We start from the raw sequence: 26,445 nt of genomic DNA on the forward strand, positions 1-26,445 counted from the left end.
TGAACCCGAACGAGGCACCCGCATGCGAGGCCACCACCGGACGCGCACGATCAGCCGGCAGATCCAACTGCTCCGGCAACCCCGCCAACGCCTGCTTCCAGTACTCGACCTGCCGCGCGATCACCGAATCGGCGTCGTCCTCCGAACCGAGGACCTCCCGCTGCCACAACGCGTAATCGGCGTACTGCACCGCAAGCGGCGCCCACCCCGGAACCATCCCGGAAGTCCGCGCCGCATACGCGCTCACCACATCCCGCATCAGCGGGCCCATCGAGAACCCATCCGCCGCAATGTGATGCAACACCAGCACCAACACATGCTCGGACGGGGACACCTCGAACAACCGCGCCCGCACCGGCAACACCGTCGCCAGATCGAACCCGCCGACCACCAACTGCTCGATCCGCGCGAGCACCTCCGACTCCGCGACGACCTCGACCCCGAAATCGAGATCGACCTCGCCGACCGGACGCACCACCTGGAACCCGACCCCGTCGACCTCCGGGAACACCGTCCGCAACGCCTCGTGCCGGCCCACCACATCGACCATCGCCGCCCGCAACCCGGCCACATCCAACGACCCCGACAACCGGATCGCCATCGGAATGTTGTTCACCGCCGACCCCGGATCGAACCGGTTCAGGAACCACATCCGCTGCTGCGCCAACGACAACGGCACCCGATCCGGACGCGGACCGGCCACCAACGCCTTCCGCGCACCCCCACCGGCATGCTGCTCGACCGCGACCGCCAACGCGCCGACCGAGGGCGCCTCGAACAACACCCGCACCGGCACCTGCGCATCCAACGCAGCCCCCAGACGCGACACCACCTGCGTCGCGACCAGCGAATTACCACCCAGAGCGAAGAACTCGTCATCGAGACCGACCCGCTCGACCCCGAGAACATCGGCGAACACACCCGCCACGATCTCCTCGACCGGCGTCGTCGGAGCCCGGAACTCACGCGCCTCCACCGTCGGCGCCGGCAACGCCCGCCGATCCAGCTTGCCGTTGACGTTGAGCGGAAGCCGATCGAGTTCGACGAACGCCGACGGCACCATGTACGAGGCGAGCGACTTCGACAGGCCCGCCCGCACCGCGGCCTCGTCCACCGGCCCCTGGGTGGGCACGAGGTAGGCGACGAGTTGCTCGTCGCGGACGACGACGACCGCCCGCGCGATCTCCTCGCGCTCGAGCAGCGCGGCCTCGATCTCACCGAGCTCGATCCGCAGACCCCGCAGCTTCACCTGGAAATCGGTGCGCCCCAAATACTCCAACACACCGTTCGCGGTCCACCGCACCAGATCCCCGGTCCGATACATCCGCTCACCGGCACCGCCGTACGGGTCGGCGACGAACCGCTCCGCCGACAGATCCGCCCGGCCCGCATACCCGCGCGCGAGCTGGACCCCGGCCAGATACAACTCACCCGGCACCCCCACCGGCACCGGACGCAACCGGTCATCGAGCACCAACGCCCGCGTGTTCGCCACCGGACCACCGATCGGCACACTCGCACCGACCGCATCCGCGCCGGTGACCTCGTGCGCGGTGGCCTGCACCGTCGTCTCCGTCGGCCCGTACACGTTGACCACCGACGCATCGGTCAGCGCACCCAGACGCGACACCGTCCGCGCCGCCAACGCCTCACCACCGGAGAACACCCGCGTCAACGACCCCGCCCCATCGGCATCGAGATACTCGACCGTCGCCTCGAGCACCGACGGCACGAACTGCGCCACCGACACCGACTCCGCACCGATCACCCGCGCCAACTCCACCGGATCCCGATGCGCATCACGCCCCGCGACCACCAGCGACGCACCGACCTGCAACGGCCAGAACAACTCCCACACCGACGCATCGAACGTGAACGGCGTCTTGAGCAACACCCGATCCGCCTCGGCGAGCGGATAATCCGCCTGCATCCACCCCAGCAGACTCACCACCGACCCGTGCGCAACCGCCACACCCTTCGGCCGCCCCGTCGACCCCGACGTGAAGATCACGTACGCGGTGTTCGACGACCGCAACGGCGCCACCCGCTCCGCATCCGACACCGGTGCACCGGAGAAGCCGGACAGATCGGCCTCGTCCACGTTCACCACCGGCACCGCAGTAGACAGATCGGCACCCTCACCCGAGGTGGTGAGCACGAGTGCCGGGTCGGCGGTATCGAGGATGTAGCCGTTACGGTCGGCCGGCTGGTCCGGATCGACCGGCACGTAGCCGCCACCGGCGACCGTGACCGCATACACCGCCACCAACATCTCCACCGACCGGCCCATCGCCACCGCGACCAGCGACTCCGGGCCCACACCCGCGGCGATCAGCAACCGCGCCAACCGGTGGACCCGGCCCGCGAACTCCGCATACGACACCGACCGGCCCTCGAACACCACAGCCGCCGCGTCCGGGGTCCGTGCCGCCTGCGCCTCGAACAGATCGACCAACGTCGCCGACCCGCCGATCGGGCGCCCGGTCGCGTTCCAACCCTCGAGCACCAGCGCCCGCTCCGCCTGATCGAGGACCTCGACATCCCCCACCGGCCGCGCCGGATCGGAGGTGACCGCCTCGAGCACCCGCACCAGCCGCTCACCCAACGAGACGATCGTGGCCTCGTCGAACAGATCGGTGGCGTACTCGAAGGCGGCCGCGATCGGCGCCGGAGCACCGGAGTCCTCGAACGCTTGCGAGATCTGGAGCTGCAGATCGAACTTCGATATAGGCACGTCCAACTCGGCCGCGCTCGCCCGCAGACCCGCAAAGCTCATGTCCCGAGCGCTGGTCACCTCGGTCGACAGCATCACCTGGAACAACGGATGACGGGCGGGTGATCGAGTCGGCTTCAGTGCCTCGACCAACCACTCGAACGGGACGTCCGCGTTGCTGTAGGCCTCGACGTCCGTCTCCTTGACCGCTGCCAGCAGATCGACGAACGACGCGGCCGGATCCACCTGGGTCCGCAGCACGAGCGTGTTGACGAACATGCCGATCAACCCGTCGAGTGCTTGGTCGCCTCGACCGGCGACGGGGCTCCCCACGACGATGTCCGACTTCCCGCTCAGCCGCGACAACAGCAAGGCGTACGCCGCGTGGACGACCATGAACAGTGTGACGCCGTGCTCACGCGCGAGGCCCTGGATGCGTGCGTGCGTCGCGGCGGGGATCTCGAAGCGGAACTTGGCTCCGGCGTTGGAGGCAACCGCTGGACGTGGGCGGTCGGTCGGCAGATCGAGCTGGTCCGGCAGGCCTTCGAGTGCCCGCGTCCAGTACGCGATCTGTTGTCCGGCAACCGAATCCGAATCGGACTCGGTTCCGAGCATCGCATGCTGCCATATCGCGTAGTCGGCGTACTGGACGGCCAGTGGCGCCCACTGTGGCGCTGATCCCGTCGCTCGTGCGGCGTACGCGGTCATGAGGTCACCGGCGAGTGGGCCGAACGACCAACCGTCAGCGGCGATGTGGTGCAGGACCATCGCGACGACGTACTCGCCGTCGGACAGTTGTAGCAAGTCGATGCGGAACGGCGGCTCGGTCGCCACATCGAAACCGCGCGAGGCGAGGTCGAACAGGGCCGACTCGAAATCGTCCGCTGGGACGACGATTGGTTCCAGCGCTCGCACGACGTCGGTCGCGGGCAGGATCACCTGCTGCGCAGTGCCGTCGATCTCAGGGTAGATGGTGCGCAGCGCCTCGTGCCGTTCGACCACATCGGCGAAGGCTTCCGAGAGCGCGTGGACATCGACCGCGCCCGACAGTCGGACCGCGAAGGGCAGGTTGTACACGGCGGTCGTGGAGTCGAAGCGGTTGAGGAACCACATCCGCTGCTGCGCGAGCGACAACGGGATTTGTGTGGGCCTCGGCAGCGAGCCGAGCGCGAGGGTGCCGGTGCCTTGCATGGCGGCACCGGCGGCGCGGGCGGCCAGCGCAGCGACCGTCGACGCCTCGAACAACTCGCGCACGCCCAGCTGAATGCCCAACGCGGCACCGGCACGTGTCACGACCTGGGTTGCGACGAGTGAGTTGCCACCGAGGTCGAAGAAGTCGTCGTCGAGTCCCACCTGCGGGACACCGAGTACCTCGGCGTACACCGCGGCGACGATCTTCTCCGTCTCCGTGCGTGGTTCCCGAAATTCCTTGTTGCTCAGGAACACCGGCTCCGGAAGCGCCCTGCGGTCGAGCTTGCCGCTGGTGCCCAGCGGGAACGCGTCGAGCACGGTCACCGATGCAGGAACCATGTATGTCGGCAGTGACCTGCCCGCGAACTCGGCCAACTCCGTGGGCACGATATTGCGTCCCGGTGTCGGCACCACGTACGCCACCAATTGGTCCCCGGTTGAGGTCGGGACCACGAGAACGACGGTCTGAGAGACGTCGTCATGGGCCAGCAGCACCGTCTCGATCTCGCCCAACTCGATACGCTGACCTCGGAACTTCACCTGGAAGTCGGTACGGCCGATGTAGTCGAGGGTGCCGTCCACTCGCCAGCGGACGAGGTCGCCGGTGCGGTACATCCGCTCACCCGCAGCCCCGATACCGCCGATGCCCGCGAACGGGTTCGCAACGAAGCGGTCCGAGGTGATGTCCGGTCGGCGGACGTAGCCTCGGGCGAGCTGATCGCCGGCGAGGTACAACTCACCCGGCTGCCCGATCGGAGTCGGGCGAAGGCGGTGGTCGAGCACGTACGCACGCGTGTTCCACACGGCCTGGCCGATCGGGACCGTCGTGACGTCCTGCGGGCCGGGCTCGTAGTGGGTCACCGAGACCGCGGCCTCGGTGGGCCCGTACAGATTGTGCAGGTCGGCACCGCAGACCCGACGGAACTCGGCGGCGGTCTCGGGCGGTAGCGCCTCTCCGGCCACGAAGACGTCTCGGAGTGAATCGCACAGTCCAGCAGGCGTATTCGCGATGAACACTGACAACATCGACGGCACGAAATCGGTGACGGTTACCGCGTTCTCGGCAATCGTGTTCGCCACGTACACCGGGTCACGGTGCCCGTCGGGCGTCGCCAGCACCATCGTGGCACCGATACGCAGCGGCCTGAAGAAGCCCCACAGCGACACGTCGAACGTGGTCGCGGTCTTCTGCAGGTAGACGTCCGACTCGGTCATCGGGTACTCGTGCAGGATCCATTCGAGCTGATTGTCGATCGCGGCGTGCGAGACCGCGACACCCTTGGGTCGACCGGTCGAACCCGACGTGTAGATCACATACGCCGTGTTCTCCGGGCGCAGCGGCGCCGACCGGTCGGCGTCGGTGAGAAGCCGGGTGTCGAGCGAGTTGTAGTCGAGCGTGTCGATCTCGATGGTGGCGGTGCCTGCAGGCAGCTCGACTCCGTCCGACACCGTGGTCAGCACGCACACCGGCCGCGCCGACTCGAGGATGTACGACGTACGGTCGGCGGGGTGGTCCGGGTCGATCGGTACCCACGCACCGCCGGACTTGACGATCGCGTAGAGGCCGACGATCAGGTCCAGAGATCTCCTGATGGAAAGGCCCACAAGCGATTCCGGACCCACGCCCCGCTCGGTCAGTAGGCGTGCAAGACCGGTGGCCCGAGCATCGAGCTCGCCGTAGGAGAGGGACGTCCCCTCGTAGACGATCGCGGTGGCGTCTGGAGTACGGGCAACCTGTTCCTCGAACGCCTCGGCAAGGTGACGCGTCCGGAAGCTGTGCTCAGTGCGGACCCAGTCGTTGAGAACGGTGCGACGCTCGGTCTCGGTGCCGAGCGGGATCCCCCACACCGGCCGGTCGCCGTCAGCCGCGACGTATCGCTCGAGGAACTCCACGAAGCGCTCGTGGTTGCGCCGAGCCTCGTCGTCACCGTAAAGATTGGGGTTCGACTCGAAGTCGATGTGGGTCGTCGTGCCCGTGACACTCTGATAGAGGTTCACGCCGAGGTCCTCGACCAGGCCCGTCGACAGGATGTTCAACGCGCCCGACATGTCCCCGAGCCGGATCTCCCGGCCGAACATCATGATGTTCACCAACGGACCGAAGAACGACGCCTGTCCAGCCGCGCCCTCTACGTCCCGGCGAATGTCCTCGTGCCGATAGCGCTGGTGACGCAAAGCCCCCGAGACCTCGGTGGTAACGCGACCCAGCAGCTCCGACACCGTCGTGCCCAGGGGGACGCTCAGGCGTAGCGGCACCACGTTGGAGGTCATGCCGCCGGAGCGACGCAGTACCGCGGTCGTGCGTGCGGTGACCGGCAGGCTCAGGATGACGTCCTCACGACCCGTCATCTGTGCGAGGTAGGCCGCGAATGCCGCGATGACCACAGTCGCTACGGTCGTGTTCTCGCGTTCGAGGAAGGCGTCGAGGGGTGTGGAAGGGCCCATCGGCAGCGTGCCGCTGTCGATGCGGCTCAGCGGTGCCGGTGGGGCCGCGCGCCCCGCGAGGCTCGTCGTCTCCTCGACGCCGCTCAACCGTTCGAGCCAGTATTCGCGGTCCGCCGCGAAACGGGTCGAGGCGCGGTAGGTGCTTTCGGTCTCGTACACCTTCTCGAGCGACGACGCAAGATTGCGCGGCGGTTCCGCCCCTTCCGCGGCCGCGGTGTAGAGCTCCGCGACTCGGTTCAGGAACGTCGCAGCGCCGAAACCGTCGAGCACGACGTGGTGCGCGCGGCTGTACCAAAAGTAGACATCGTCCTCGACGTGCAGCACGGCTGCGACCAGGAGCCGATCACGGAGAAGGTCCACCGGCGCGCTGCAGTCGGCACGCATCCATTCCAGCGCTGCCTCACGAGGGTCGGCCTCCGACCGCAGATCTACATATTCGATTTGATCAGCGAGGGTCGTGTCGACCACCTGATGTGGTTCGGCGTCGATCTCGAGCAGTCGGACGTAGCCTGAACCGGTCTCCTGCGCCGCGCGGATACCGGCCCAGTTCAACCTTGCGATGTCGAGGTCGCCGTGGAGCTCGACGTACTGGGCGATGTTGGCGGGAACGGACGGGTCGACGTGCTGCGCGAACCACATACCGAGTTGCGCCTGCGAGAGTGGGAACGGCCGTAGCTTCGCCTCACCGCCGAACGAAATGTCACCCTCTAGTCCACCGACGCCTAGCGAGTCCAAACTCAGAGCCTTTCTTCCCACAATCACACGTCCCTCGCACGCATCGACGGATCGATCCGCGGCAGGGCACCGTGCACATTCTGCTTCCGAACCCGACAAAACACCGGAGATTCGCCGGAATAGCCCGTACTAGGTGTCTATCTGCGCATGCGACCTGCTTCGTTACAGTACCGAGACACAGGCGAAACCGGTCATCGAGATGGGGATGAGATAGCCAACTACTCGCACTGTGATCGAACGCTTCGGCCGCGCCCCGGTATTTCCGAGGGGATCAAGTGCGGCTATGGATCACCGGAGTTCCTGAGTTGAGCACCCGCTGCAATCTACAGGACCACACCCCTCGGAGGGTGCTTACGTTGACGATGTCACACTGTCTGGATTTGACGGCGGTACTAGCGAGGACCGGCCGACCACGTCCTTTTCGGACATTGCCAGTTCATAGCTGCCCACGGCCGCTGCCCTCAGGACAGTACCTCCACCAGGGTCGTCGCGGAATCGCCCACCATGTACTTCTCGATTCCGTCGAGGTGCTTGCGCCAGAATTCCTGGGCCGCGATCGCGTCACCACTGCGCAGGTATCCGAGCAGCTTGGTGTAGGCGCGTTGCGCGGCGCGCGCCGCGGGACGCTCGTGACCATCACCCTGCGCGGCGATGAACAGCTCGTTGTGGGCCTCGATGATGTGGACGAGCATGCCGGCGAGGACGGTGAGGGTCTCGTTTCCGGCCAGATCCACCAGGCTCTGATGCAACTGGACGTCATGGTGCGCGAACCGCACCGCGTCGTCGACCAGTTCGGCACCCTCGGCGATGAGTTCCGCGAGCTTGTCCAACTGTTCGGAGTGGCCTGGTCCGGCGAGCACTCCCACCGCAGAGACTTCGAGCGAGGCTCGGGCCCGGTACACGTCGACCAGGGGTGTCCCCTTGTACTGCAGCAGCAGCCCTGCGTAGCGGGCGGCGACCGACGCGTCCGGGGCCATCACACGGGCGCCCCCGCGCGAACCGCGTAGGACCGTGATGATCGACTCGGATTCGAGGATGCGAAATGCCTCACGGAGTGTGGGCCTGGACACACCGAACTGTTCCATCAAGACGGATTCGTTCGGTAGGGGGTCACCCGCACCGAGTTCGCCCGTTATGATCCGTCGACGCAGGTTCGCGGCCACGAGCTCACCCGCCTTGGGCACCCGCACCACAGTCGATCTCGATCCGACCGTCACGTTGTCCCTCTCCTCGGCTACAGTCCTGACCCACGCCCGGACTCGACACCAGAAGAGTACAAGAGTTTAGTTGTTTACTCGCCTTCCTACGGACCATTTCGTAGGTGTCGGCAATCACCCAGGCGCTACGACGGCCCGGGGACTCCGGACTCGGGGCGACCAGGCCAGGGTGAGATTGCCGCAGCGCAGCAGTGACCGGACCCCCTCTAACCTCCTACAAGAGGGGGCTGTCGCGCCGCCCCGAAATCGGCAAACCAGTCGATCAGGGCGGCGTTGTCGACGGCGCTGCGATCGACGACGCGCAGTGGATCACCGCCCTGGAACAGACGCTTGATCGGCACCTCGAGCTTCTTCCCGGTTCGGGTGTGCGGGACACCCGGCGCCGAAACGATCTCGTCGGGTACGTGCCGCGGCGACGCGCGAGTACGAATCTCGTCCCGGATCCGATCCCGCACGGTGTCGTCGAGACGGACACCGTCGGCGAGCACGACGAACAGCGGCATCCAGTACCCGCCTTCAGGGAGGTCGACGCCGATGATCAACGCCTCGTCGACCTCCGGCATCCGCTCGACGACCTGGTAGATGTCGGCACTACCCATCCGGATCCCCTGCCGATTCAGCGTCGAGTCCGACCGCCCGTGCATGACGACCCCGCCTCGGGCGGTGATCGAGATCCAGTCTCCGTGCCGCCACACACCGGGGTAGGTGTCGAAGTAGCTGCCGCGGTACCGGGCGCCGTCGTCGTCATTCCAGAACCGCACCGGCATCGACGGCATCGGCCGAGTGATCACCAGTTCGCCGACCTCGCCACGGACCGGTCCTCCCGCCTCGTCGAAGGCGTCGAGCGCCGCTCCCAGATACGGCGCCGACAACTCACCCGGCCAGACGGGAACCGTCCGGCAGCCGCCGACGAAAGCCGACACGACGTCGGTTCCTCCGCTGATCGACGCCACCGGGACGTCACGGCCGACGTTGTCGGACAGCCACCACGACAATGACGCCGGCAGCGTCGACCCGGTGATCCCGACCGTGCGCAGCGACCCCAGGTCGTGATCCGCCTTGGGAACGGTCCCGGCCTTCTGACACGCCATGACGTATCCCGGACTGGTGCCGAGCACGGTGACGCCGAGACCGGAAGCCGTCTCCCACAACCGGTCCTGCGCGGGGTAGGCCGGGCTGCCGTCGTAACAGACGATGGTGGCCCCCACCAGCAGTCCGGCGACCTGGAAGTTCCACATCATCCAGCTCGGGCTCGTGTACCAGAAGAAGACGTCCTCCGGCCCCAGGTCCATCTGCAACGCGATGGCCTTCAGGTGCTCGAGCAGAACACCACCGTGGCCGTGGACGATGCCCTTGGGCAGCCCGGTGGTGCCCGAGGAGAACACCACCCACAGCGGATGATCGAACGGCACCGAGGCCGGTTTGAGCGGGGAGTCGCCGGCAACTGCGTCGCCCCAGAGGACAGTGTCTTCGGGGGCAGTGTCCGCAGAGGGAGTGCCCGCAGAGGGAGTGCCCGCGAGCGTTCCTCCGCCGAGTCGCGGGACGAGGACGGTGGCCACGAGCGACGCCAAGCCTTCACGCAGCTGCGCAATCTCGGCGTCCCTGCGGTGCTCCTTACCCGCGAATCGGTAGCCGTCCGCGGTCACGAGCACCTTCGGCTCGAGCTGGCCGAGGCGATCGAGAGCCGCGGGTGCCGAGTAATCCTGGCCGCACGCCGCCCACACTGCTCCGAGGCTTGCGGTCGCGAGGAACGCGACGATCGCCTCCGGCACGTTGGGCAGGTAGCCGACGACGCGATCGCCCGGGCCGACCCCGATCGACCGGAGAGTGGCGGCGAGCGCCCCCGCCTGCCGGATCAGCTCGGCCCAGCTCATCGACTCGCGATCGCCGGCCTCGGTCTCGTAGATGATCGCGGTCCGGTCGGGGCGCGCGCTGCGCACCACCTGGTCGACGTAGTTGAGCCTCGCGTCGGGGAACCACACGGCCCCGGGCATGGTGTCGTCGGCGAGCGCCGGACCCGGGTCGGCGGCGGACTTCACGTCGAAGTAGTCCCACACCGATTGCCAGAAGCCGGCTAGGTCGTCGACCGACCAACTCCACAGCGACCAGTAGTCCGGCAGAGACAAGCCTGTGCGACGCTCGACCCAGCGCGCGAAGTCGGTGATCCGGGCCTGCTCGACATCGGCGGCCGTCGGCACCCATTGGGGCCGGCTATCGATCATCTGTTCGCCCGTCATTCGGTCACCTCTCCCCCAGGGGATGCGACGCCGGAGCGTCGCACGATCTCCTCCGCGTGCCGCAGCACCGGTGCGTCCACCATTCGGCCCTCGAATGCGAACACGCCGCGCTCACGAGACGCCGCCGCGAGAACCCTCTCGGCCCAACCCAACTGCTCAGCGCTCGGAGCGTATGCGCGCCGGATGACGTCGATCTGGCTCGGGTGGACCGCAACCTTGGCGTCGAATCCGACGGCGACCGCGTCCTCGCACTCCTCTCCCAGTCCGTCGAGGTCCGGGATGTCGAGGAACACCGAGTCGAGCGCGAACCTCCCGTGTGCCTTCGCGGCGAGCAGCGCGGTCGACCGGACGTGCCGGGCAACGTCCCGGTAGCTCCCCTCGATGCGCCGGCTCGACGCTCCACCGAGGGCTGCGACAAGGTCCTCGGCTCCCCACATGACGCCGACGACGTTCTCGGCCTCGACAACCCGATCGATCACGAGGGCACCGCGCGGTGATTCGACCAGAGCGATCACCGACAGCGGCGCGAGATCGAGGGCATGATCGACGGATTCGCACTTGGGCAGCATGACCGCGGTGTAGGGCGTGCGGTCGAGCGCCGCACAGTCGAGCGCGTAGTCATCGGTACCGTGCGCGTTGACCCGGATGACCGTCCGGTCGGGGTCCAGCGGGACGTCGGCGAGAGCACGACGTGCGGCCGGCTTGTCCGCGGGCGCGACGCCGTCCTCGAGGTCGAGGATGACGACGTCGGCGGCGGCGGCGGCCTTCCTGAATCGCTCGGGCCGGTCCGCAGGGCAGAATAGCCAGGCCGGGCCGGGAACGACCCCGGCCCAGATGTTTTCGGCGGACGGTTCGCTGCTCATGCCGGCTTCCTCCGCACGAGCGTCTTGCGGACCGCGGTCGCGACCACGTCGCCGTGCTGGTTGCGTCCGGTGTGCTCGAACGTCACGATGCCCTCCCCCGGCCGGCTGCGGGACTCACGCAGGTCGGTCACGACGGTCTCGGCGTACAACGTGTCGCCGTGGAAGAGCGGTTTCGGGAAGGCGATCTCGGAGAAGCCGAGGTTCGCGACGATCGTGCCCTGCGTCAACTGGGCGACCGACAGGCCGACAAGGGTCGACAGGGTGAACATCGAGTTGACCAGCCGCTCACCGAACTGCGTCCCGGCGGCGAACGCGGCGTCGAGATGCAGCGCCTGCGCGTTCATCGTCAGTGTCGTGAACAGGACGTTGTCGGCCTCGGTGATGGTGCGCCCTGGACGGTGTGCGTAGACGACCCCGGTCTCGAATTCCTCGAACCACAGTCCGCGCTGGACGATCTTGCGCGCCGTCACCCCTCACACCCCCAATTCCCGTGCGATCAGCATCAACTGGACCTCGGTGGTGCCCTCGCCGATCTCGAGAATCTTGCTGTCGCGGTAGTGACGAGCCACCGAGTACTCGTTCATGAAACCGTATCCACCGAAAATCTGAGTGGCATCGCGCGCGTTGTCCATCGCGGCCTCGCTCGCGATCAGCTTCGCGATCGACGCCTGCTTCTTGAACGGCTTGCCCGACAACATCAATGCCGCGGCGTCGTAGTATGCGGTCCGCGCGACGTGGGCCCGCGCCTCCATGCGCGCGATCTTGAACTCGATGGCCTGGTTGGCGCCGATCGGGCGCCCGAACGCCTCCCGCTCCTTCGCGTAGCGGACGCTCTCGTCGACACAGCCCTGGGCGGCGCCGACCGACAGTGCCGCGATCGCGATACGACCCTCGTCAAGGATGCGGAGGAAGTTGGCGTAGCCACGTCCGCGCTCGCCGAGCAGGTTCGCCTCGGGGACCCGCACGTCCTGGAAGGTCAGCGGATGGGTGTCGGACGCGTTCCATCCGACCTTGTTGTAGGCCGGCTCGGCCGTGAATCCGGGGGTGGACGTCGGAACGAGGATCGTGGAGATCTCCTTCTTCCCGTTCTCCCCGATCCCTGTGACGGCGGTGACCGTGACCAGCTTCGTGATGTCCGTGCCCGAGTTGGTGATGAACTGCTTGCTGCCGTTCACGACCCATTCACCGTTGTCGAGCTTCGCGGTGGTGCGGGTACCGCTGGCGTCGCTACCCGCGCCTGGTTCGGTGAGGCCGAAGGCCGCCAAGGACTTGCCGCTCGTCAGCTGCGGCAGCCATTCCTGCTTCTGGTCCTCGTTGCCGAACCGGAACACTGGCATGGCGCCGAGCGAGACGCCGGCCTCGAGGGTGATCGCGACAGACTGGTCGACCTTGCCGAGTTCCTCGAGCGCAAGGCACAGGGCGAAGTAATCGCCACCCATGCCGCCGTACTCCTCCGGGAACGGCAGACCGAACAGCCCCATGTCGGCCATGCCGTCGACCACCTCGTACGGGAAGGTGTGGTTGGCATCGTGTTCCGCGGAAACCGGTGCCACGACATTGCGTGCGAAGTCCCGGACGGTCTTCGCGAGCTGCTGGTACTCGTCGGGCAGTGAGCCGGTGGACAGATACTCGGAAGCGGCAGTCATGACGCGACATCCTTCGTTTCGGGTTCGGGTGACTGTTCGGATTCGGTGGCGGGGTGGACCCGCGCGAGCGGTTGGTCGACCTTGACCTGGTCCCCGGCGGAGACGAGGACCTCGACGACCCCGTCGACCGGTGCGGACAGGGTGTGCTCCATCTTCATGGCCTCGACGACCACGATCGCTGTTCCGGCGGCGACTTGGTCGCCGGACAAGACGTCGACTGCGATGACCGCGCCGGGCATGGGGCTCGTGAGCTCAGCCTCACCAGCGTGCGCGTCGGCGCCGCGGACACTGGCCTCACGCAGATGCGAGACTGCCCAGGTTCCGCCGCCGCTCGCCAGCCACAACGTTCCGTCGTCCGGGTAGGACGTGGCCACGCGGTAGGTGTCGCTGCGTCCGTCGAGCACGACGACGAGAACACCGTCGTCGAGTCGCGCCGTGAGTGACCGGTTCTCGCCACCCTCGACACGAGTCTGGCCTTCAGCCGGTGTGCCCGTCATCAGAACATGCTCGGTCCGCTCCCCCGCCCGGAGCCGAAACGACAGCGGCTGTGGGCTACCCACGCGCCAACCGGTCGGCGCGTCCCACGGATCGGCACCGGTCCGCGTTCCCGCCGACCACAGCCCGAGCCAGTGGTACGCGGCCGCGGCGACAAGGACGTCGTCGCCGGCCGGCTCAGCGTGGAAATCGGCGACACGGCGGTCGAGCAGACCGGTGTCGAGGCGGCCGGCGCAGACATCGTCGTCGGCGAGCAGGAACCGGAGGAACTCGATGTTGGTGACGACCCCGAGCACCGCGGTGTCGGCGAGGGCCCGGTCGAGCCGCCGCAGTGCTTCCGCACGATCGGCGCCGTGTGCGATCACCTTCGAGAGCATCGGGTCGTAGTCGCTGCCGACGACGGTGCCTTCGTGCAAACCGGAGTCGACGCGCACACCATTGACGGGCGCCCCACCCGTCCGGCCGGGTTCGCTCAGGCCGACGACGGTGCCGCCAGTCGGCAGGAAACCGCGAGCAGGGTCCTCCGCGTACACGCGGGCCTCGATGGCGTGCCCGGTGAGCGAGACGTCGTCCTGGGTGAAGGCGAGCGGTTCACCAGCGGCGATCCGCACCTGCCACTCCACGAGGTCGAGTCCCGTCACCATCTCCGTGACCGGGTGCTCGACCTGCAGGCGGGTGTTCATCTCCATGAAGTAGAACTCGTCGGGGCGGTCGGACGACACGATGAACTCCACGGTGCCGGCTCCGGTGTAGTCGACGCTGCGGGCGGTGTCGCACGCGGCGGCGCCGATGCGGGCTCGGGTCTCTTCGTCGAGCAGCGGGGAGGGTGCCTCCTCGATCACCTTCTGGTGCCTGCGCTGGAGACTGCATTCGCGCTCGCCCAGATGGACGACGTTGCCGTGGCCGTCGGCGAGGACTTGCACCTCGATGTGGCGGGGCCGCAGCACGAACCGCTCGAGGAAGAGGGTGTCGTCGCCGAACGCGGACGCGGCCTCGCGGCGCGCACTGACGAGAGCGTCCGACAGGTTGGCCGGATCCTCCACCAACCGCATGCCCTTGCCACCGCCACCGGCGGACGGCTTGACCAGCACCGGGTAGCCGATGTCGTCGGCGGCTGCGATCAGTTCGCCGTCGGACAGCCCCGGCTTCGCGATTCCCGGCACCACCGGGACGTCGTACGCGGCCACCGCGTTCTTCGCGGTGATCTTGTCGCCCATCACCTCGATGGCCCGTGCCGACGGGCCGAGGAACGCGATCCCGGCCGCCGCGCAAGCGGAGGCGAACGCGGTGTTCTCGGAGAGGAATCCGTAGCCGGGATGGATCGCCTGCGCACCCGTGCGCTTCGCCGCGTCGAGCACCCGGTCGATGTCGAGATAGCTCTCGCGGGCGGGTGCGGGTCCGATCAGCACAGCGGTGTCGGCCTCGCGGACGTGCCGAGCACCGGAATCGGCCTCGCTGTAGACCGCGACCGAGCGGATGCCCATGCGTCGCAGCGTGCGGATCACCCGGACCGCGATCTCGCCGCGGTTGGCCACCAGGACCGTGTCGAACGCTGCGGAGTCGAACGCTGCGGAGTCGAACGCTGCGGAGTCGAAAGTTGTGGACTGAACCATTCCTGCCCTCACATCCGGAAGACGCCGTAGGAAACCGGCTCGAGCGGCGCGTTTGCACACGCCGACAGCGCCAGCCCGACAACTGTTCTGGTATCGGCCGGGTCGATCACGCCGTCGTCCCACAACCGGGCCGTCGAGTAGTGAGGATTGCCTTGGGCCTCGTACTGGTCGCGAATCTCGTCGGGGTCCTTCCCGGACCCCACGGCGCCGAGCACGGACGCGGCCTGCTCGCCGCCCATGACGGAGATGCGCGCGTTGGGCCACATCCACAGGAACCGCGGCGAGTACGCGCGCCCGCACATCGAGTAGTTGCCCGCACCGTAGGAGCCACCGATCACGACCGTCAGCTTCGGCACCCGGGCGCACGCGACTGCGGTGACCATCTTGGCGCCGTGCTTGGCGATGCCACCGGACTCGTACTCGCGGCCGACCATGAACCCCGTGATGTTCTGCAGGAATAGGAGCGGGATGCTGCGCTTGTCGCACAACTCGATGAAGTGTGCGCCCTTCATCGCCGACTCGCTGAACAGCACGCCGTTGTTGGCGACGATGCCGACCGGGTGCCCATGGATACGGGCGAACCCGGTAACCAGCGTCTTGCCGTACTCGGCCTTGAACTCCTGGAACTGTCCACCGTCCACCACTCGCTCGATGACTTCGCGGACGTCGTACGGAATCCGCGGGTCCGTCGGGACGACGTCATAGAGCTCGCTCTGGTCCGCGACGGGCGCGACCGTCTCGGCGACATCCCACGGCCTCGGGGCGCGCGGGCCGAGTGTCGACACGATGTTCCGGACGATGCGCAGCGCGTCGCGGTCGTCGTCGGCGAGATGATCGGTGACACCGGACACCTTCGAGTGCAGATCGCCGCCACCGAGTTCCTCGGCCGTGACGACCTCACCGGTCGCCGCTTTCACCAGCGGCGGACCGCCGAGGAAGATCGTGCCCTGATTACGCACGATCACGGCCTCGTCGCTCATCGCCGGCACGTACGCCCCACCAGCCGTGCACGATCCGAGGACCGCCGCGATTTGTGCGATGCCCCTGGCGCTCATGGTCGCCTGGTTGTAGAAGATGCGTCCGAAGTGCTCCCGGTCCGGGAACACCTCGTCCTGCATCGGCAGGAACGCGCCGCCGGAGTCGACGAGATAGATGCACGGCAGGTTGTTCTGCAGCGCGATCTCCTGCGCTCGCAGGTGCTTCTTGACCGTCATCGGGTAGTACGTGCCGCCCTTGACGGTGGCGTCGTTCGCGACGATCACGCACTCGCGGCCCGAGACCCGCCCGACGCCGCCGATGACGCCGGCGCCGGGGCACTCGTCGCCGTACATGCCGTTCGCAGCGAGCGGGGCGAGCTCGAGGAACGGGCTGCCCGGATCGAGCAGCGCATCGACCCGATCACGGGGCAACAGCTTGCCGCGCGCCACGTGGCGTTCGCGCGAACGCTCGCTGCCACCACGTGCCGCGACCTCGAGCTTTTCGCGCAGCTCCGCCACCAGTTCGAGGTGCTGTTCCCGGTTCGCAGACTGCGGCGGGTTTCGGAGGGTTGTCACGTCACCGTCCTCCCGGAGGTTCCCCGGTTACCATCATTCAAGTTAATTTCGACTAACTGAACAAAGGTTATCCATGATTAACTGAGTTGTCCAGATCACACACTCCAGGGAACGCGACATGACCGACCTCGGACCCGACACGCGCAAACAGGCTCACGACGGCAGACCCGCGAACCGCCGCAGCCGCGCGAAGGCCGACCGACGGCGCGAGCTGCTGCGTGCCGCGGCTCGACTCATCGCCCAGCGTGGTTTCCCAGGGGTGCGACTCGAAGACATCGGCGCGGCGGTCGGCATCAGCGGACCCGCCGTCTACCGGCACTTCCCGAACAAGGACGCGCTGCTCGTGGAACTGCTCACCGACATCAGCGAGCGCCTGCTCGCCGGGGGTGAGGAGGTGGTCGCACGGGCAGCCGATCCCGTGACCGCGCTCGAGGAACTCGTCGACTTCCATCTCGACTTCGCGCTCACCGAACCGGACCTCATTCGGGTTCAGGATCGCGATCTCCATTCTCTTCCGGACGAGGCACGCCACCGCGTCAGGCAGACCCAGCGGCGCTACGTCGAGATCTGGGTGGAGGTGCTACGGCGAATCGACCCGGGCCAGGACGCGACGCGAGCCCGCATTGCTGCGCATGCGACGTTCGGGCTCATCAACTCCACTCCGTACAGCGCGGCGTCCCCGTCCGCCGAGGGGGGAGCGGACGGGGACCCGACCCGCGCGGTGCTGCGGCGCATGGCACTGGCCGCACTTCCGCCGGGCGTGGTGCGGTGACCCGGAGCCGGCAGATTCAGGTCCGGCGGCTCGTGAGCGACGTGTAGACGAGCGTGAGAGCAACGGCCGCCGCGATGCTGATGATCCAACGCCACCAGTCGATTCCAGGGGTATCGCCAGTGTCGCTGATCATTCCCCACACCCAGTAGCCGATGAGCGCGCCTGCGATGCCGATGATCACCGTGATGACCCAGCCTATCGCCTGTTTGCCTGGAATCACCAGACGGGCGAGCACGCCGATCACGGCACCGAAGATGATCAGCCCGATGACTTCACCCATGTTCGGCTCCTTCCGTCCGCCACCATCCAGGCGGATGCACCTCCGCCCTGGCCCGACGCTATGGTTCGGGTCCAAGCCCTGCCGGACGATCAAGCGAATCGTTGTACGAGCGAGTCCGTCAGGGATTTTCGCGCTGGGACTTTCGCGCTGGGACTTTCGCGGCCCGTCAGGTCCGATCAACCAGTGCGCCGGACAACTCACGCATGTTCGCGCCGTGGATCTCCCGGCGACCGTCAACAGTCACTTGTGTGCGCCGCGACGGTCTGCGTCGGTGAGCCCTACGGACGGCGGCATCCGGGACAAGACGCCCGCGAGGGTCGCACCCCACAGCGCCGCCAGCCACAACGCGTTCAGTCCGAGTACTCGGTGCGCAGAGGCTCCGAGAACAACGCCGATCACCATCGCCAGCCATTGAAGGAAGTGCCGCACCCACCCCCAGCGTTCGCCACCGGTCAGAGCGGTCACGAGGCGCTGCGCCATCTTCACGAGCGTCCCGGTCATGTAGGTGAGGGTGACGCTCACGTCGGCCTCGCGCTCGAAGGTCGCGTTCTCGGCGCCCATCGCGAGGACCATCAGACTGACCGCGACGGGTGTCGCACCCAGAGCGTGTGTTGCAGCTGCAAGTATGAGCAGCCCGGTTACGAACACCATGACGGTGGGGCGATGACGAGGACCGGCTGTTCGGCCCGTGAGCGACCCTGCCATCACCCCGAGGACGTACAGGGCGACGATTCCGACAACGGTGAACGCCGTTGCGAAGGAGCCGTCGGCCATTGCGACCGCGAGCCTGGTGGAGTTACCGCTCATGAACGAGACGAAGTAGCCACCGAGCGTGAGGAATCCCAGCGCATCTACGAATCCGGCCATGCCGGACAGGAGCAATGCGACAATTGCGACACCTCGGGGGTTGCGGAGGGCCATGCCTGGACGATAGTCCCGGTAGCACCCATCGCGCCTGGTCGGCGGTTTGAAGGTCTGGTCTGATCTGCGACAATTCCGGCTACTTCCCAGCCATGCCGTGCCAGATAGATCGAGTTGTCGCCTGTGCCGCAGCCGACGTCCACCGCCGTCCCGGCGGGAAGCTCTGCGACGAGAGATTGCAGGCTTCTCGCAAGCTGTTTCGTGTCATGTACAGAGTGGGCTTCACACCCTGGGACGGTCCCGTTCTGCCGTGGCCTCACGAATCCCGCCTGTGTCGGACGCCCCACAGGCTCCGTCGAGTTGCGCAGTGATCGCGTATGCGGCGGTTCGGAGCGCCTGCTGTTCCGCGGTGCCGAGGGCGTCGAAGACCAGGTTGCGCACGGCCGCTACGTGGCCGGGGGCCGCGGTAGTCAGATGGGCGAGTCCCTCGTCGGTGAGGATTGCGTTGGTGAAGCGACCGTCCGTGGGGTCCGGCTCGCGTCGGACGTAGCCGCGCTTCTCGAGCCGCCTCATGAGGTGGGACAGGCGGGAGAGCTCGGAGTTCGCGATGACCGCCAGGTTGCTCATCCGGGCGGTGTGGTTCGGCTGGTCGGAAAGGCCGGCCAGTACGTAGTACTCCACGAAGCTGAGGCCGGCGTCGCACTGCAGCTGTGCGCCCAGCGCTGCGGGCAGCTTGGCGAGAAGCAGGTTGAGGGCGTGCCAGGTGTCGAGCTCATCGGCGGTCAGCCAGCGAACCTCCTCGGCCACCGCGTCGGCCGGCGGGGCGTGGAGGCACCGTTCGTCGGTGGTGTCCATGGCATCAGTGTAGGAAAAGAGGCATGACTTGAACGTTCATGCAACTTGTGCAACTGTGGTGTTACTTGAAAGTTCAAGTGATGGCCCGTGCGGGTCGTCAGCAAAGGAGCAACGGTTCGATGAGTGACCTGAAGATCGCCGTCATCCTGGGCAGTACCCGCCCGGGCCGGAACGGGAAGGCAGTGGCGGACTGGGTGGTGGAGCGCACCAAGGGTCGCGCCGACGCGACCTACGAACTGGTGGATCTGGCCGACTTCCCGCTGCCGCACCTGGACGAGCCGATCCCCGCGATAATGGGGCAGTACCAGCACGCCCACACCCAGGAATGGGCAGCCAAGATCGACGGGTACGACGGTTTCGTCTTCATCATCGGGGAGTACAACCATTCGATGCCGGGCGTGCTGAAGAACGCGGTCGACTACCTCCAGGCGGAGTGGCACGACAAGGCCGCCGCGCTGGTGGGTTACGGCGGCGGCGGGGGCGCGCGCGGTGTGGAGCACATGCGCGGTGTGCTGAGCGAGGTTCGGATCGCACACGTGCAACAGTCGATGGCGTTCTCCATGCACACCGACTTCGAGAACTTCACCACGTTCAGGCCTGCCGATCTGCACTTGGACTACCTCGGCAGGATGCTCGACCAGCTCGAGTCCTGGGGACGGGCCCTGCGCACCGCTCGCGTCCGGAACGAGTTGGCGGCATGAACGTAGTCGTATGGATCGTCACCGGCCTCCTCGCCGCCATGTTCCTGATGGCCGGCAGCATGAAACTGCTCAAGTCCAAGGACGATCTGGTCGCGTCCAACCAGTCAATGCACTGGGCCAAGGATTTCCCTGCGGGGCTCTTCAAGTTCATCGGCGCTGCTGAGGTCGCGGCGGCGTTCGGGCTGATCCTGCCCGGCGCGTTCGGCATCGCCACGTGGCTGGTACCGGCCGCGGCGATAGGTCTCGTCGTGGTCATGATCGGAGCTGCGATCACCCACCTGCGGCACAAGGAGTACCCAAACGTCGTGATGAACCTGGTACTGCTCGCGGCAGCACTGTTCGTGGCGATCGAGCGGATAGGCCCGCAGAGCTTCTGACGTCTCGAGCACTGACGTAAGCCGCGACCGACCCCGCCCCGAGCCACTCGGGGCGGGGTCGGTCGCGGCTTACGGAAACCTAGAGCTCGAGGATCGGGGACGGGGAAGCCAGCGGGTCCGCTCGGGAGGTGTCCTTGAGCGCGACGCCCGAGCGTCCCAGCCGCCGGGCCCCGTCGACCAGCGCGGACACGACAAGCGCGGCGTCCCGGTAGCCGAGGCCGTCGGGGGGATGGATGTTCGAGACGCAATTACGGTCGGCATCGACACGGCCCGGAACCGGCAGGTGGGTGAGGTAGATCCCCAGGCTGTCCGCCACCGACAGGCCGGGGCGTTCCCCGATCACGACGAGCACGGTGGCGACGCCGAGCGCCTGCCCGACGTGGTCGCCGAGGGCAACCCGTGCCTCCGTCGCGATCACCGGTGTCGCGATGCGGTACCGCTCCCCCAGCACCTCGACGAGTTCAGCGAGCAGTGTCGCCCCATGGTCGGTCAACGCTCGGGGCGAGAGGCCGTCGGCGAACACGACACCAATGTCGGCACCCGCGCCGGAAACCGAATCGAGTGAGGTGGGGATGCGGCCGAGGTCCGGTCGGCGCAGGTATTCGCTGCGATCGCGGGCACGGCTGTGCACGACGATTGGAGCCCCGACCCCGACGCCCGCGACCTGCGCGGCGAACGTCTCCACGTCGAGTGGTTCGTGCACGGCGTCGCGTGCTGCCGAGTGGGCGGCCCGGAGTTCGAGCACGCGCCGGGTAGGAAGTGCGTTACCGGCGCGCCCGAGTCCGATCCGTGCCCGGGTGGTGTTCCGCAGCTCTGCCCATGCATCGGTCATCGGACCAGCTCCCGCAGCGGCGACGACGCGAGGTCAACGGGCAGGATTCGACCGGATGCGTCGGCCATCCCCTGGCGCTGCAGCCATGCCTCGAACTCGGGTGCCGGGCGTAGTCTCAGTGCCCGGCGGACGTACAGCGCATCGTGGAACGACAAACTCTGGTAGCCGAGCATTACGTCGTCGGCGCCGGGCACCGTGATGACGAACGCGGTGCCGGCGACACCGAGGAGCGTGAGCAGGGTGTCCATGTCGTCTTGATCGGCCTCGGCGTGGTTGGTGTAGCAGACGTCGACACCCATCGGCAGCCCGAGGAGTTTCCCGCAGAAGTGGTCCTCGAGACCGGCACGAATGATCTGTTTCCCGTCGTAGAGGTACTCGGGCCCGATGAACCCGACGACGGTGTTCACCAGCAGCGGCGCGAACTCCCGCGCCACCCCGTACGCCCGCACCTCCAGCGTCTGCTGGTCGACGGGACGCCCGCCGGTGCCGAGATGCGCGCCCGCCGACAGCGCCGATCCCTGGCCGGTCTCGAAGTACATGACGTTGCTGCCGACGCTGCCACGCCCCAGGGCGCGCGCCGCCGCGTCGGCCTCCCGCAGCAGGGACAGGTTCACCCCGAATCCCGAATTGGCGCCCTCGGTGCCCGCGATCGACTGGAAGACCAGATCGACCGGCGCACCCTGATGGATCAGCTCGAGCGTCGTCGTCACGTGGGAGAGGACGCACGACTGCACCGGGATGTCGAACCGCACACGGATGTCGTCGAGCAGGTTGATCAGCTCGCCGGTCGCGCGGGGTGAATCCGTCGCCGGGTTGATCCCGATCACCGCATCCCCGCACCCCAGCAGCAGACCGTCGAGCGTGGCCGCGGCGATACCGCGGGGGTCGTCCGTCGGGTGGTTGGGTTGCAGCCGGGTCGCGAGCCGGCCCGGTACGCCGACGGTGGTACGGAAGGCCGATGTCACGACCGCGGCTCCGGCCACGGCGACCAGGTCCTGGTTCCGCATGATCTTGCTGACCGCGGCGACCATTTCGGGGGTCAGGCCGGGCGCGATCCGGCGGAAGGTGTCCGCCGCGTCCTCGCCCGCCGCGGTGTCCAGCAGCCAGTCCCGGAATCCGCCGACCGTGAGGTGTGCGATCTCCCCGAACGCGGCCCGGTCGTGCGAGTCGATGATGAGACGGGTGACCTCGTCGTCCTCGTAGGGCACGACCAGATCTTCGAGGAAGGTCTGCAGAGGGACGTCGGCGAGCGCCCACTGGGCGGCAGCACGTTCCGCGTCGGAGGACGCCGCGCACCCGGCAAGTTCGTCACCGCTCCGCAGGGGCGTGGCCTTCGCCATAAGGTCCACCAGGCCGTCGAATGTGTACCCGACTCCAGCTACCTGTTGGCTGTAGGTGGTCATACCAGTTCTTCCTCCGCCCTTGCTACAACAGCGAACTCCTCGTCGGGCGAATTGGCAACAAGGTGATGCCGGCTGTAGAGGGCGAAGTACGTCATGAAGCCCGCGAACGCGACGAACGTCCACAGCGCCGCCACCGGATCGACGAGGAAGGTCGCGATCACCGCGGCCGTGGCGATCACGAGGGCGAACGACGTCGTCACGACGCCGCCCGGCGTCCGGTACGGCCGTCGCATGTCAGGCTCGCGCTTACGCAACACGATGTGGCTGACCATCATCAGCACGTAGCTGACGGCGGCACCGAATACGGCCATGTTGAGCAGCATCGCCCCCTCGCCGGTGAGCGAGAGCACGAAACCGATGGCTCCGGGAACCACGAGCGCCAGGGTGGGCGCCTTGCGAGAGTTGGTGACCGACAGGCTCTTCGGCAGATATCCGGCGCGGGACAATGCGAACGTCTGCCGGGAGTACGCGTACATGATCGAGAAGAAGCTTGCGACCAGGCCCGCGAGTCCGATGTAGTTGACAACCTTGGCCGCGGTGCCGTCGCCGAGGGCTTCGACCAGTGGGTTACCCGAAGTGGACAGCCCCTCTGCGCCCATAGCCGCGGTGGCCAGGAACAGCACGGTGACAGCGGTAACGAGCAGCACGACCATGCTGATGATGATTCCGCGCGGGACGTTCTTCTCCGGATCTCGCGCTTCTTCGGCAGCCAGGGGGACACCCTCGATGGCAAGGAAGAACCAGATCGCGAACGGCACTGCCGCCCAGATGCCGATCAGCCCGAACGGCAGGAAGCTCGAGGCCCCGACCGCATCCGTAGGGGCGATGTCGAAGAGGTTGCCCGAGTCGAACAAGCCGACTGCGGAGATCGCGAAGACCACCAGGCCCACGAGTGCGATGACGGTGATGACGAACATTGCCTTGAGAGCCTCACCGGCGCCGGTCAGGTGGATCCCGATGAAGATGGCGTAGACCGCGAGATACACCCACCATCCGTCGGTGATCCCGAACAGGTTCAGCGACTCGACGTAGCTGCCGATGAAGGTGGCGATGGCGGCGGGAGCGATCGAGTACTCGATGAGAATGGCAGTGCCCGTGGCGAACCCTCCCCACGGCCCGAGTGCACGCCGGGCGAAGGTGTATCCGCCGCCGGCCGCGGGGAGCGCGGACGACAACTCCGCCATTCCCAGCACCATCGCCAGGTACATGCCTGCGATGAGCACACCCGCGATGAGCAGACCACCGAAGCCGCCTTCGGCGAGCCCGTTGTTCCATCCGGCGTAGTCGCCGGAGATGACGTAGCTGACGCCGAGGCCGGCCAACAACAGCCAGCCCGCCGATCCCTTACGGAGCGTGCGCTTCTCCAGATAGCTGCTGTCTTCCGGGTGGAAGTCGGCGGCATCGTGATGCTGGACTGCTCCGGCGTTCGTGGAATCTTCGACTCGTGACATTCAGTCCCCCATATCAGCCGTTCGCTGCGGCGCGGTTGCGCCGCAGCGAACGTTAGGTGCGATGTGTGCCGGTCGCGTCAACGGATCGTGACGACGACGTGAACCCCAGATACGCCTCCCTGCAAGGTGTTACGAGTCAGCGTGCGACTGCGGAACCGGGCACGCGTCGACCGCCTCCGACACAATCTGCGGCTCGAGCGAGGCCGGGTACCTGCGGCCTCGCTCCCATCCCTCGCCGTCGATCACATCCTCGGCGGCAAGTAGTGCGTTCTCCTCGGGAGTGAAGGCGCGTGCGCGGCTGAGGAACCGCAGCCCCTCGGGGCTCTCGAGACTGAACCCGGCTCCGCGGCCGGGGACGACGTCGAGGATCAGCTGCGTGTGCTTCCACGCCTCGAACTGCGAGCCGGAAATCCACACCGGCACCGCGTCGGCGGCATCGGGCGGGGTCGGCGCCGTCTCCCCGACGTCGAGCCGCAGATCGAGGACGCCGAGGAGCACGTCTCGGTCACCGACGATGAACTCACCGTCGGGGTAACACATCGGCGCGGAACCGTCGCAACAACCGCCCGACTGATGCATCATCAGCGGCCCGTGGACACCACCGAGGCGGCGCAGCAGCTCCGCCGCCCCGGCAGTTGCCTTCAGGCGCCGCGGCGCCCGAGAGCCGTCCATCAGAAGAAGCCTTGAGCCGTCTCGGAGTAGCTCACCAGGAGGTTCTTGGTCTGCTGGTAGTGCTCGAGCATCATCAGATGGTTCTCGCGGCCGATGCCTGACTGCTTGTAGCCGCCGAATGCCGCGTGCGCGGGGTACTGGTGGTAGGTGTTCGTCCAGACCCGACCGGCCTGGATGTCGCGGCCGGCGCGGTACGCGACCCTGCCGTCCCGAGACCACACACCGGCGCCGAGACCATAGAGGGTGTCGTTGGCAATCTCGATGGCCTGGTCGTAGTCCTTGAACGAAGTGACTGAGACGACGGGTCCGAAGATCTCCTCCTGGAAGATCCGCATCTTGTTCTGGCCGGTGAAGATCGTCGGCTGTACGTAGTAGCCGCCCGACAGGTCGCCGCCGAGTTCGGCACGCTCACCACCGGTGACGATCTTGGCGCCTTCGCCCTTGCCGATCTCGATGTACGACAGGATCTTCTCGAGCTGATCGTTGGAAGCTTGCGCACCGATCATCGTTTCCGTGTCGAGCGGATCGCCTTGGCGCACAGCCTTGGTTCGGATTGCTGCCATCTCGAGGAACTCGTCGTAGATGTCCTCCTGAATCAGCGAGCGCGACGGGCAGGTGCACACCTCACCCTGGTTGAGGGCGAACATGGTGAACCCCTCGAGCGCCTTGTCCTGGAAGGCGTCGGCGGCGGAGAGGACGTCGGAGAAGAAGATGTTCGGGCTCTTGCCCCCGAGTTCGAGCGTCACCGGGATGAGGTTCTGCGAGGCGTACTGCATGATCAGTCGGCCCGTGGTGGTCTCGCCGGTGAACGCGATCTTCCGGATCCGCGGGCTCGAAGCGAGTGGCTTACCCGCCTCGGTACCGAATCCGTTCACGATGTTGACGACGCCGGGCGGCAGCAGATCACCGATGATGCTGAACAAGTACAGGATCGATGCCGGGGTCTGCTCGGCCGGCTTGAGGACCACGGCGTTACCGGCCGCGAGGGCAGGCGCGAGTTTCCAGGTGGCCATCAGGATCGGGAAGTTCCACGGGATGATCTGGCCGACCACGCCGAGTGGCTCGTGGAAGTGGTAGGCGACGGTGTCGGCGTTGATCTCCGACAACGAACCCTCCTGCGCACGAATGGCGGCGGCGAAGTACCGGAAGTGGTCAACCGCGAGGGGGATGTCCGCGTTGAGCGTCTCCCGGATCGGCTTGCCGTTGTCCCACGACTCGGCGAGCGCGATCTTCTCGATGTTCTCCTCGATCCGATCAGCGATCTTGTTGAGAATTACGGCGCGCTCGGCCGCCGACGTCTTGCCCCAGGCCGGAGCGGCGGCGTGCGCGGCGTCGAGCGCGAGTTCGATGTCCTCGGCCGTCGAACGAGGAATCTCACAGAACGATTCACCGGTGACCGGCGTCGGGTTCTCGAAGTACTGACCCTTCACCGGGGCCACCCACTGGCCGCCGATCAGATTCCCGTACCGCGACTCGAAAGCCATCAGTGCGTTGGACGAACCAGGACGGGCATACACGGTCATCGAAGACTCC

Annotated in this window: 20 protein-coding genes; 3 read left to right on the plus strand and 17 right to left on the minus strand. The window is 67.0% G+C overall.

The window, feature by feature from the left end; translation table 11 throughout:
* The 8 genes from EF834_RS13410 to EF834_RS13445 all read right to left on the minus strand — a co-directional run.
* Nucleotides 1-6,988 (minus strand): amino acid adenylation domain-containing protein (locus EF834_RS13410; RefSeq protein WP_408014518.1); only part of this gene is annotated, 6,988 nt, incomplete at its 3' end.
* A 557-nt stretch (nucleotides 6,989-7,545) separates the two neighbouring features.
* Complete coding sequence (locus EF834_RS13415) at nucleotides 7,546-8,301, minus strand: FadR/GntR family transcriptional regulator (protein WP_127947748.1); 756 nt, start codon at nucleotides 8,299-8,301, stop codon at nucleotides 7,546-7,548.
* Nucleotides 8,302-8,507: 206 nt separating this feature from the next.
* Nucleotides 8,508-10,538, minus strand: a complete 2,031-nt coding sequence (locus tag EF834_RS13420; protein ID WP_127947749.1) for an acetoacetate--CoA ligase — start codon at nucleotides 10,536-10,538, stop codon at nucleotides 8,508-8,510.
* Entirely contained in the window at nucleotides 10,535-11,401 is an 867-nt protein-coding gene (locus tag EF834_RS13425) for an HpcH/HpaI aldolase/citrate lyase family protein (protein WP_127947750.1), read from the minus strand. Before EF834_RS13425 ends, EF834_RS13420 begins: the two co-directional genes overlap by 4 nt.
* Nucleotides 11,398-11,871 carry a MaoC family dehydratase gene (locus tag EF834_RS13430; protein WP_127947751.1) on the minus strand — a complete coding sequence of 158 codons (474 nt, stop codon included), beginning with the start codon at nucleotides 11,869-11,871 and terminating at the stop codon, nucleotides 11,398-11,400. The genes EF834_RS13425 and EF834_RS13430 overlap by 4 nt, the downstream gene beginning before the upstream one ends.
* 3 nt (nucleotides 11,872-11,874) lie before the next feature.
* Nucleotides 11,875-13,047 (minus strand): acyl-CoA dehydrogenase family protein, encoded by a 1,173-nt coding sequence (locus EF834_RS13435; RefSeq protein ID WP_127947752.1) that lies wholly within the window; start codon nucleotides 13,045-13,047, stop codon nucleotides 11,875-11,877.
* Nucleotides 13,044-15,155 carry an acetyl/propionyl/methylcrotonyl-CoA carboxylase subunit alpha gene (locus EF834_RS13440; RefSeq protein ID WP_127947753.1) on the minus strand — a complete coding sequence of 704 codons (2,112 nt, stop codon included), beginning with the start codon at nucleotides 15,153-15,155 and terminating at the stop codon, nucleotides 13,044-13,046. The genes EF834_RS13435 and EF834_RS13440 overlap by 4 nt, the downstream gene beginning before the upstream one ends.
* An 8-nt stretch (nucleotides 15,156-15,163) precedes the next feature.
* Nucleotides 15,164-16,708: a carboxyl transferase domain-containing protein gene (locus EF834_RS13445; protein ID WP_127947754.1), complete on the minus strand. Its 1,545-nt coding sequence runs from the start codon at nucleotides 16,706-16,708 to the stop codon at nucleotides 15,164-15,166.
* A 118-nt stretch (nucleotides 16,709-16,826) separates the two neighbouring features.
* On the opposite strand from EF834_RS13445, the gene EF834_RS13450 reads away from it, so the two are divergent.
* Entirely contained in the window at nucleotides 16,827-17,480 is a 654-nt protein-coding gene (locus EF834_RS13450) for an SACE_7040 family transcriptional regulator (protein ID WP_127947755.1), read from the plus strand.
* Between the two features lie 16 nt (nucleotides 17,481-17,496).
* Here EF834_RS13450 and EF834_RS13455 read toward each other — a convergent pair whose 3' ends face one another.
* The 4 genes from EF834_RS13455 to EF834_RS13470 form a co-directional block, all read right to left on the minus strand.
* Nucleotides 17,497-17,760 carry a GlsB/YeaQ/YmgE family stress response membrane protein gene (locus EF834_RS13455; protein ID WP_127947756.1) on the minus strand — a complete coding sequence of 88 codons (264 nt, stop codon included), beginning with the start codon at nucleotides 17,758-17,760 and terminating at the stop codon, nucleotides 17,497-17,499.
* Nucleotides 17,761-18,000: 240 nt separating this feature from the next.
* On the minus strand, nucleotides 18,001-18,681 hold the full coding sequence (locus EF834_RS13460; RefSeq protein WP_127947757.1) for a YoaK family protein: 681 nt from the start codon (nucleotides 18,679-18,681) through the stop codon (nucleotides 18,001-18,003).
* Complete coding sequence (locus EF834_RS18750; protein WP_408014512.1) at nucleotides 18,612-18,968, minus strand: class I SAM-dependent methyltransferase; 357 nt, start codon at nucleotides 18,966-18,968, stop codon at nucleotides 18,612-18,614. The genes EF834_RS13460 and EF834_RS18750 overlap by 70 nt, the downstream gene beginning before the upstream one ends.
* Complete coding sequence (locus EF834_RS13470; protein WP_127947759.1) at nucleotides 18,904-19,476, minus strand: MarR family winged helix-turn-helix transcriptional regulator; 573 nt, start codon at nucleotides 19,474-19,476, stop codon at nucleotides 18,904-18,906. The genes EF834_RS18750 and EF834_RS13470 overlap by 65 nt, the downstream gene beginning before the upstream one ends.
* A 119-nt stretch (nucleotides 19,477-19,595) precedes the next feature.
* On the opposite strand from EF834_RS13470, the gene EF834_RS13475 reads away from it, so the two are divergent.
* Together EF834_RS13475 and EF834_RS13480 are read left to right on the plus strand one after the other, a co-directional pair.
* On the plus strand, nucleotides 19,596-20,177 hold the full coding sequence (locus EF834_RS13475) for an NADPH-dependent FMN reductase (RefSeq protein WP_127947760.1): 582 nt from the start codon (nucleotides 19,596-19,598) through the stop codon (nucleotides 20,175-20,177).
* Complete coding sequence (locus EF834_RS13480; protein WP_127947761.1) at nucleotides 20,174-20,554, plus strand: DoxX family protein; 381 nt, start codon at nucleotides 20,174-20,176, stop codon at nucleotides 20,552-20,554. Before EF834_RS13475 ends, EF834_RS13480 begins: the two co-directional genes overlap by 4 nt.
* 79 nt (nucleotides 20,555-20,633) lie before the next feature.
* On the opposite strand, the gene eutC is transcribed toward EF834_RS13480, so the two are convergent.
* The 5 genes from eutC to adh form a co-directional block, all read right to left on the minus strand.
* Entirely contained in the window at nucleotides 20,634-21,386 is a 753-nt protein-coding gene (eutC, locus tag EF834_RS13485) for an ethanolamine ammonia-lyase subunit EutC (RefSeq protein ID WP_127947762.1), read from the minus strand.
* Complete coding sequence (locus EF834_RS13490) at nucleotides 21,383-22,789, minus strand: ethanolamine ammonia-lyase subunit EutB (protein ID WP_127947763.1); 1,407 nt, start codon at nucleotides 22,787-22,789, stop codon at nucleotides 21,383-21,385. The genes eutC and EF834_RS13490 overlap by 4 nt, the downstream gene beginning before the upstream one ends.
* Nucleotides 22,786-24,240: an ethanolamine permease gene (eat, locus tag EF834_RS13495; RefSeq protein WP_127947764.1), complete on the minus strand. Its 1,455-nt coding sequence runs from the start codon at nucleotides 24,238-24,240 to the stop codon at nucleotides 22,786-22,788. Before eat ends, EF834_RS13490 begins: the two co-directional genes overlap by 4 nt.
* Nucleotides 24,241-24,369: 129 nt before the next feature.
* The gene (locus tag EF834_RS13500; RefSeq protein WP_127947765.1) at nucleotides 24,370-24,912 is read right to left on the minus strand and encodes a DUF779 domain-containing protein; all 543 of its coding nucleotides are present in this window, start codon (nucleotides 24,910-24,912) and stop codon (nucleotides 24,370-24,372) included.
* A complete protein-coding gene (gene adh / locus EF834_RS13505; protein ID WP_127947766.1) occupies nucleotides 24,912-26,435 on the minus strand; it encodes an aldehyde dehydrogenase in 1,524 nt (507 codons plus the stop codon). Before adh ends, EF834_RS13500 begins: the two co-directional genes overlap by 1 nt.
* Between the last annotated feature and the right edge of the window lie 10 nt (nucleotides 26,436-26,445).

Source organism: Rhodococcus spongiicola, assembly GCF_004011835.1.
GTDB classification, from domain to species: Bacteria; Actinomycetota; Actinomycetes; order Mycobacteriales; family Mycobacteriaceae; genus Prescottella; species Prescottella spongiicola.

Excerpts from the sequence above, each read along its gene's own strand:
- eutC (WP_127947762.1), bottom strand. The coding sequence starts at position 21,386 with ATGACCGATGCATGGGCAGAGCTGCGGAACACCACCCGGGCACGGATC.
- EF834_RS13460 (WP_127947757.1), bottom strand. The coding sequence starts at position 18,681 with ATGGCCCTCCGCAACCCCCGAGGTGTCGCAATTGTCGCATTGCTCCTG.
- EF834_RS13470 (WP_127947759.1), bottom strand. The coding sequence starts at position 19,476 with ATGGACACCACCGACGAACGGTGCCTCCACGCCCCGCCGGCCGACGCG.
- adh (WP_127947766.1), bottom strand. The coding sequence starts at position 26,435 with ATGACCGTGTATGCCCGTCCTGGTTCGTCCAACGCACTGATGGCTTTC.
- EF834_RS13425 (WP_127947750.1), bottom strand. The coding sequence starts at position 11,401 with ATGAGCAGCGAACCGTCCGCCGAAAACATCTGGGCCGGGGTCGTTCCC.
- EF834_RS13420 (WP_127947749.1), bottom strand. The coding sequence starts at position 10,538 with ATGACGGGCGAACAGATGATCGATAGCCGGCCCCAATGGGTGCCGACG.
- EF834_RS13435 (WP_127947752.1), bottom strand. The coding sequence starts at position 13,047 with ATGACTGCCGCTTCCGAGTATCTGTCCACCGGCTCACTGCCCGACGAG.
- EF834_RS13455 (WP_127947756.1), bottom strand. The coding sequence starts at position 17,760 with ATGGGTGAAGTCATCGGGCTGATCATCTTCGGTGCCGTGATCGGCGTG.
- eat (WP_127947764.1), bottom strand. The coding sequence starts at position 24,240 with ATGTCACGAGTCGAAGATTCCACGAACGCCGGAGCAGTCCAGCATCAC.
- EF834_RS13500 (WP_127947765.1), bottom strand. The coding sequence starts at position 24,912 with ATGGACGGCTCTCGGGCGCCGCGGCGCCTGAAGGCAACTGCCGGGGCG.
- EF834_RS13450 (WP_127947755.1), top strand. The coding sequence starts at position 16,827 with ATGACCGACCTCGGACCCGACACGCGCAAACAGGCTCACGACGGCAGA.
- EF834_RS13490 (WP_127947763.1), bottom strand. The coding sequence starts at position 22,789 with ATGACCACCTACAGCCAACAGGTAGCTGGAGTCGGGTACACATTCGAC.
- EF834_RS13440 (WP_127947753.1), bottom strand. The coding sequence starts at position 15,155 with ATGGTTCAGTCCACAACTTTCGACTCCGCAGCGTTCGACTCCGCAGCG.
- EF834_RS13475 (WP_127947760.1), top strand. The coding sequence starts at position 19,596 with ATGAGTGACCTGAAGATCGCCGTCATCCTGGGCAGTACCCGCCCGGGC.
- EF834_RS13480 (WP_127947761.1), top strand. The coding sequence starts at position 20,174 with ATGAACGTAGTCGTATGGATCGTCACCGGCCTCCTCGCCGCCATGTTC.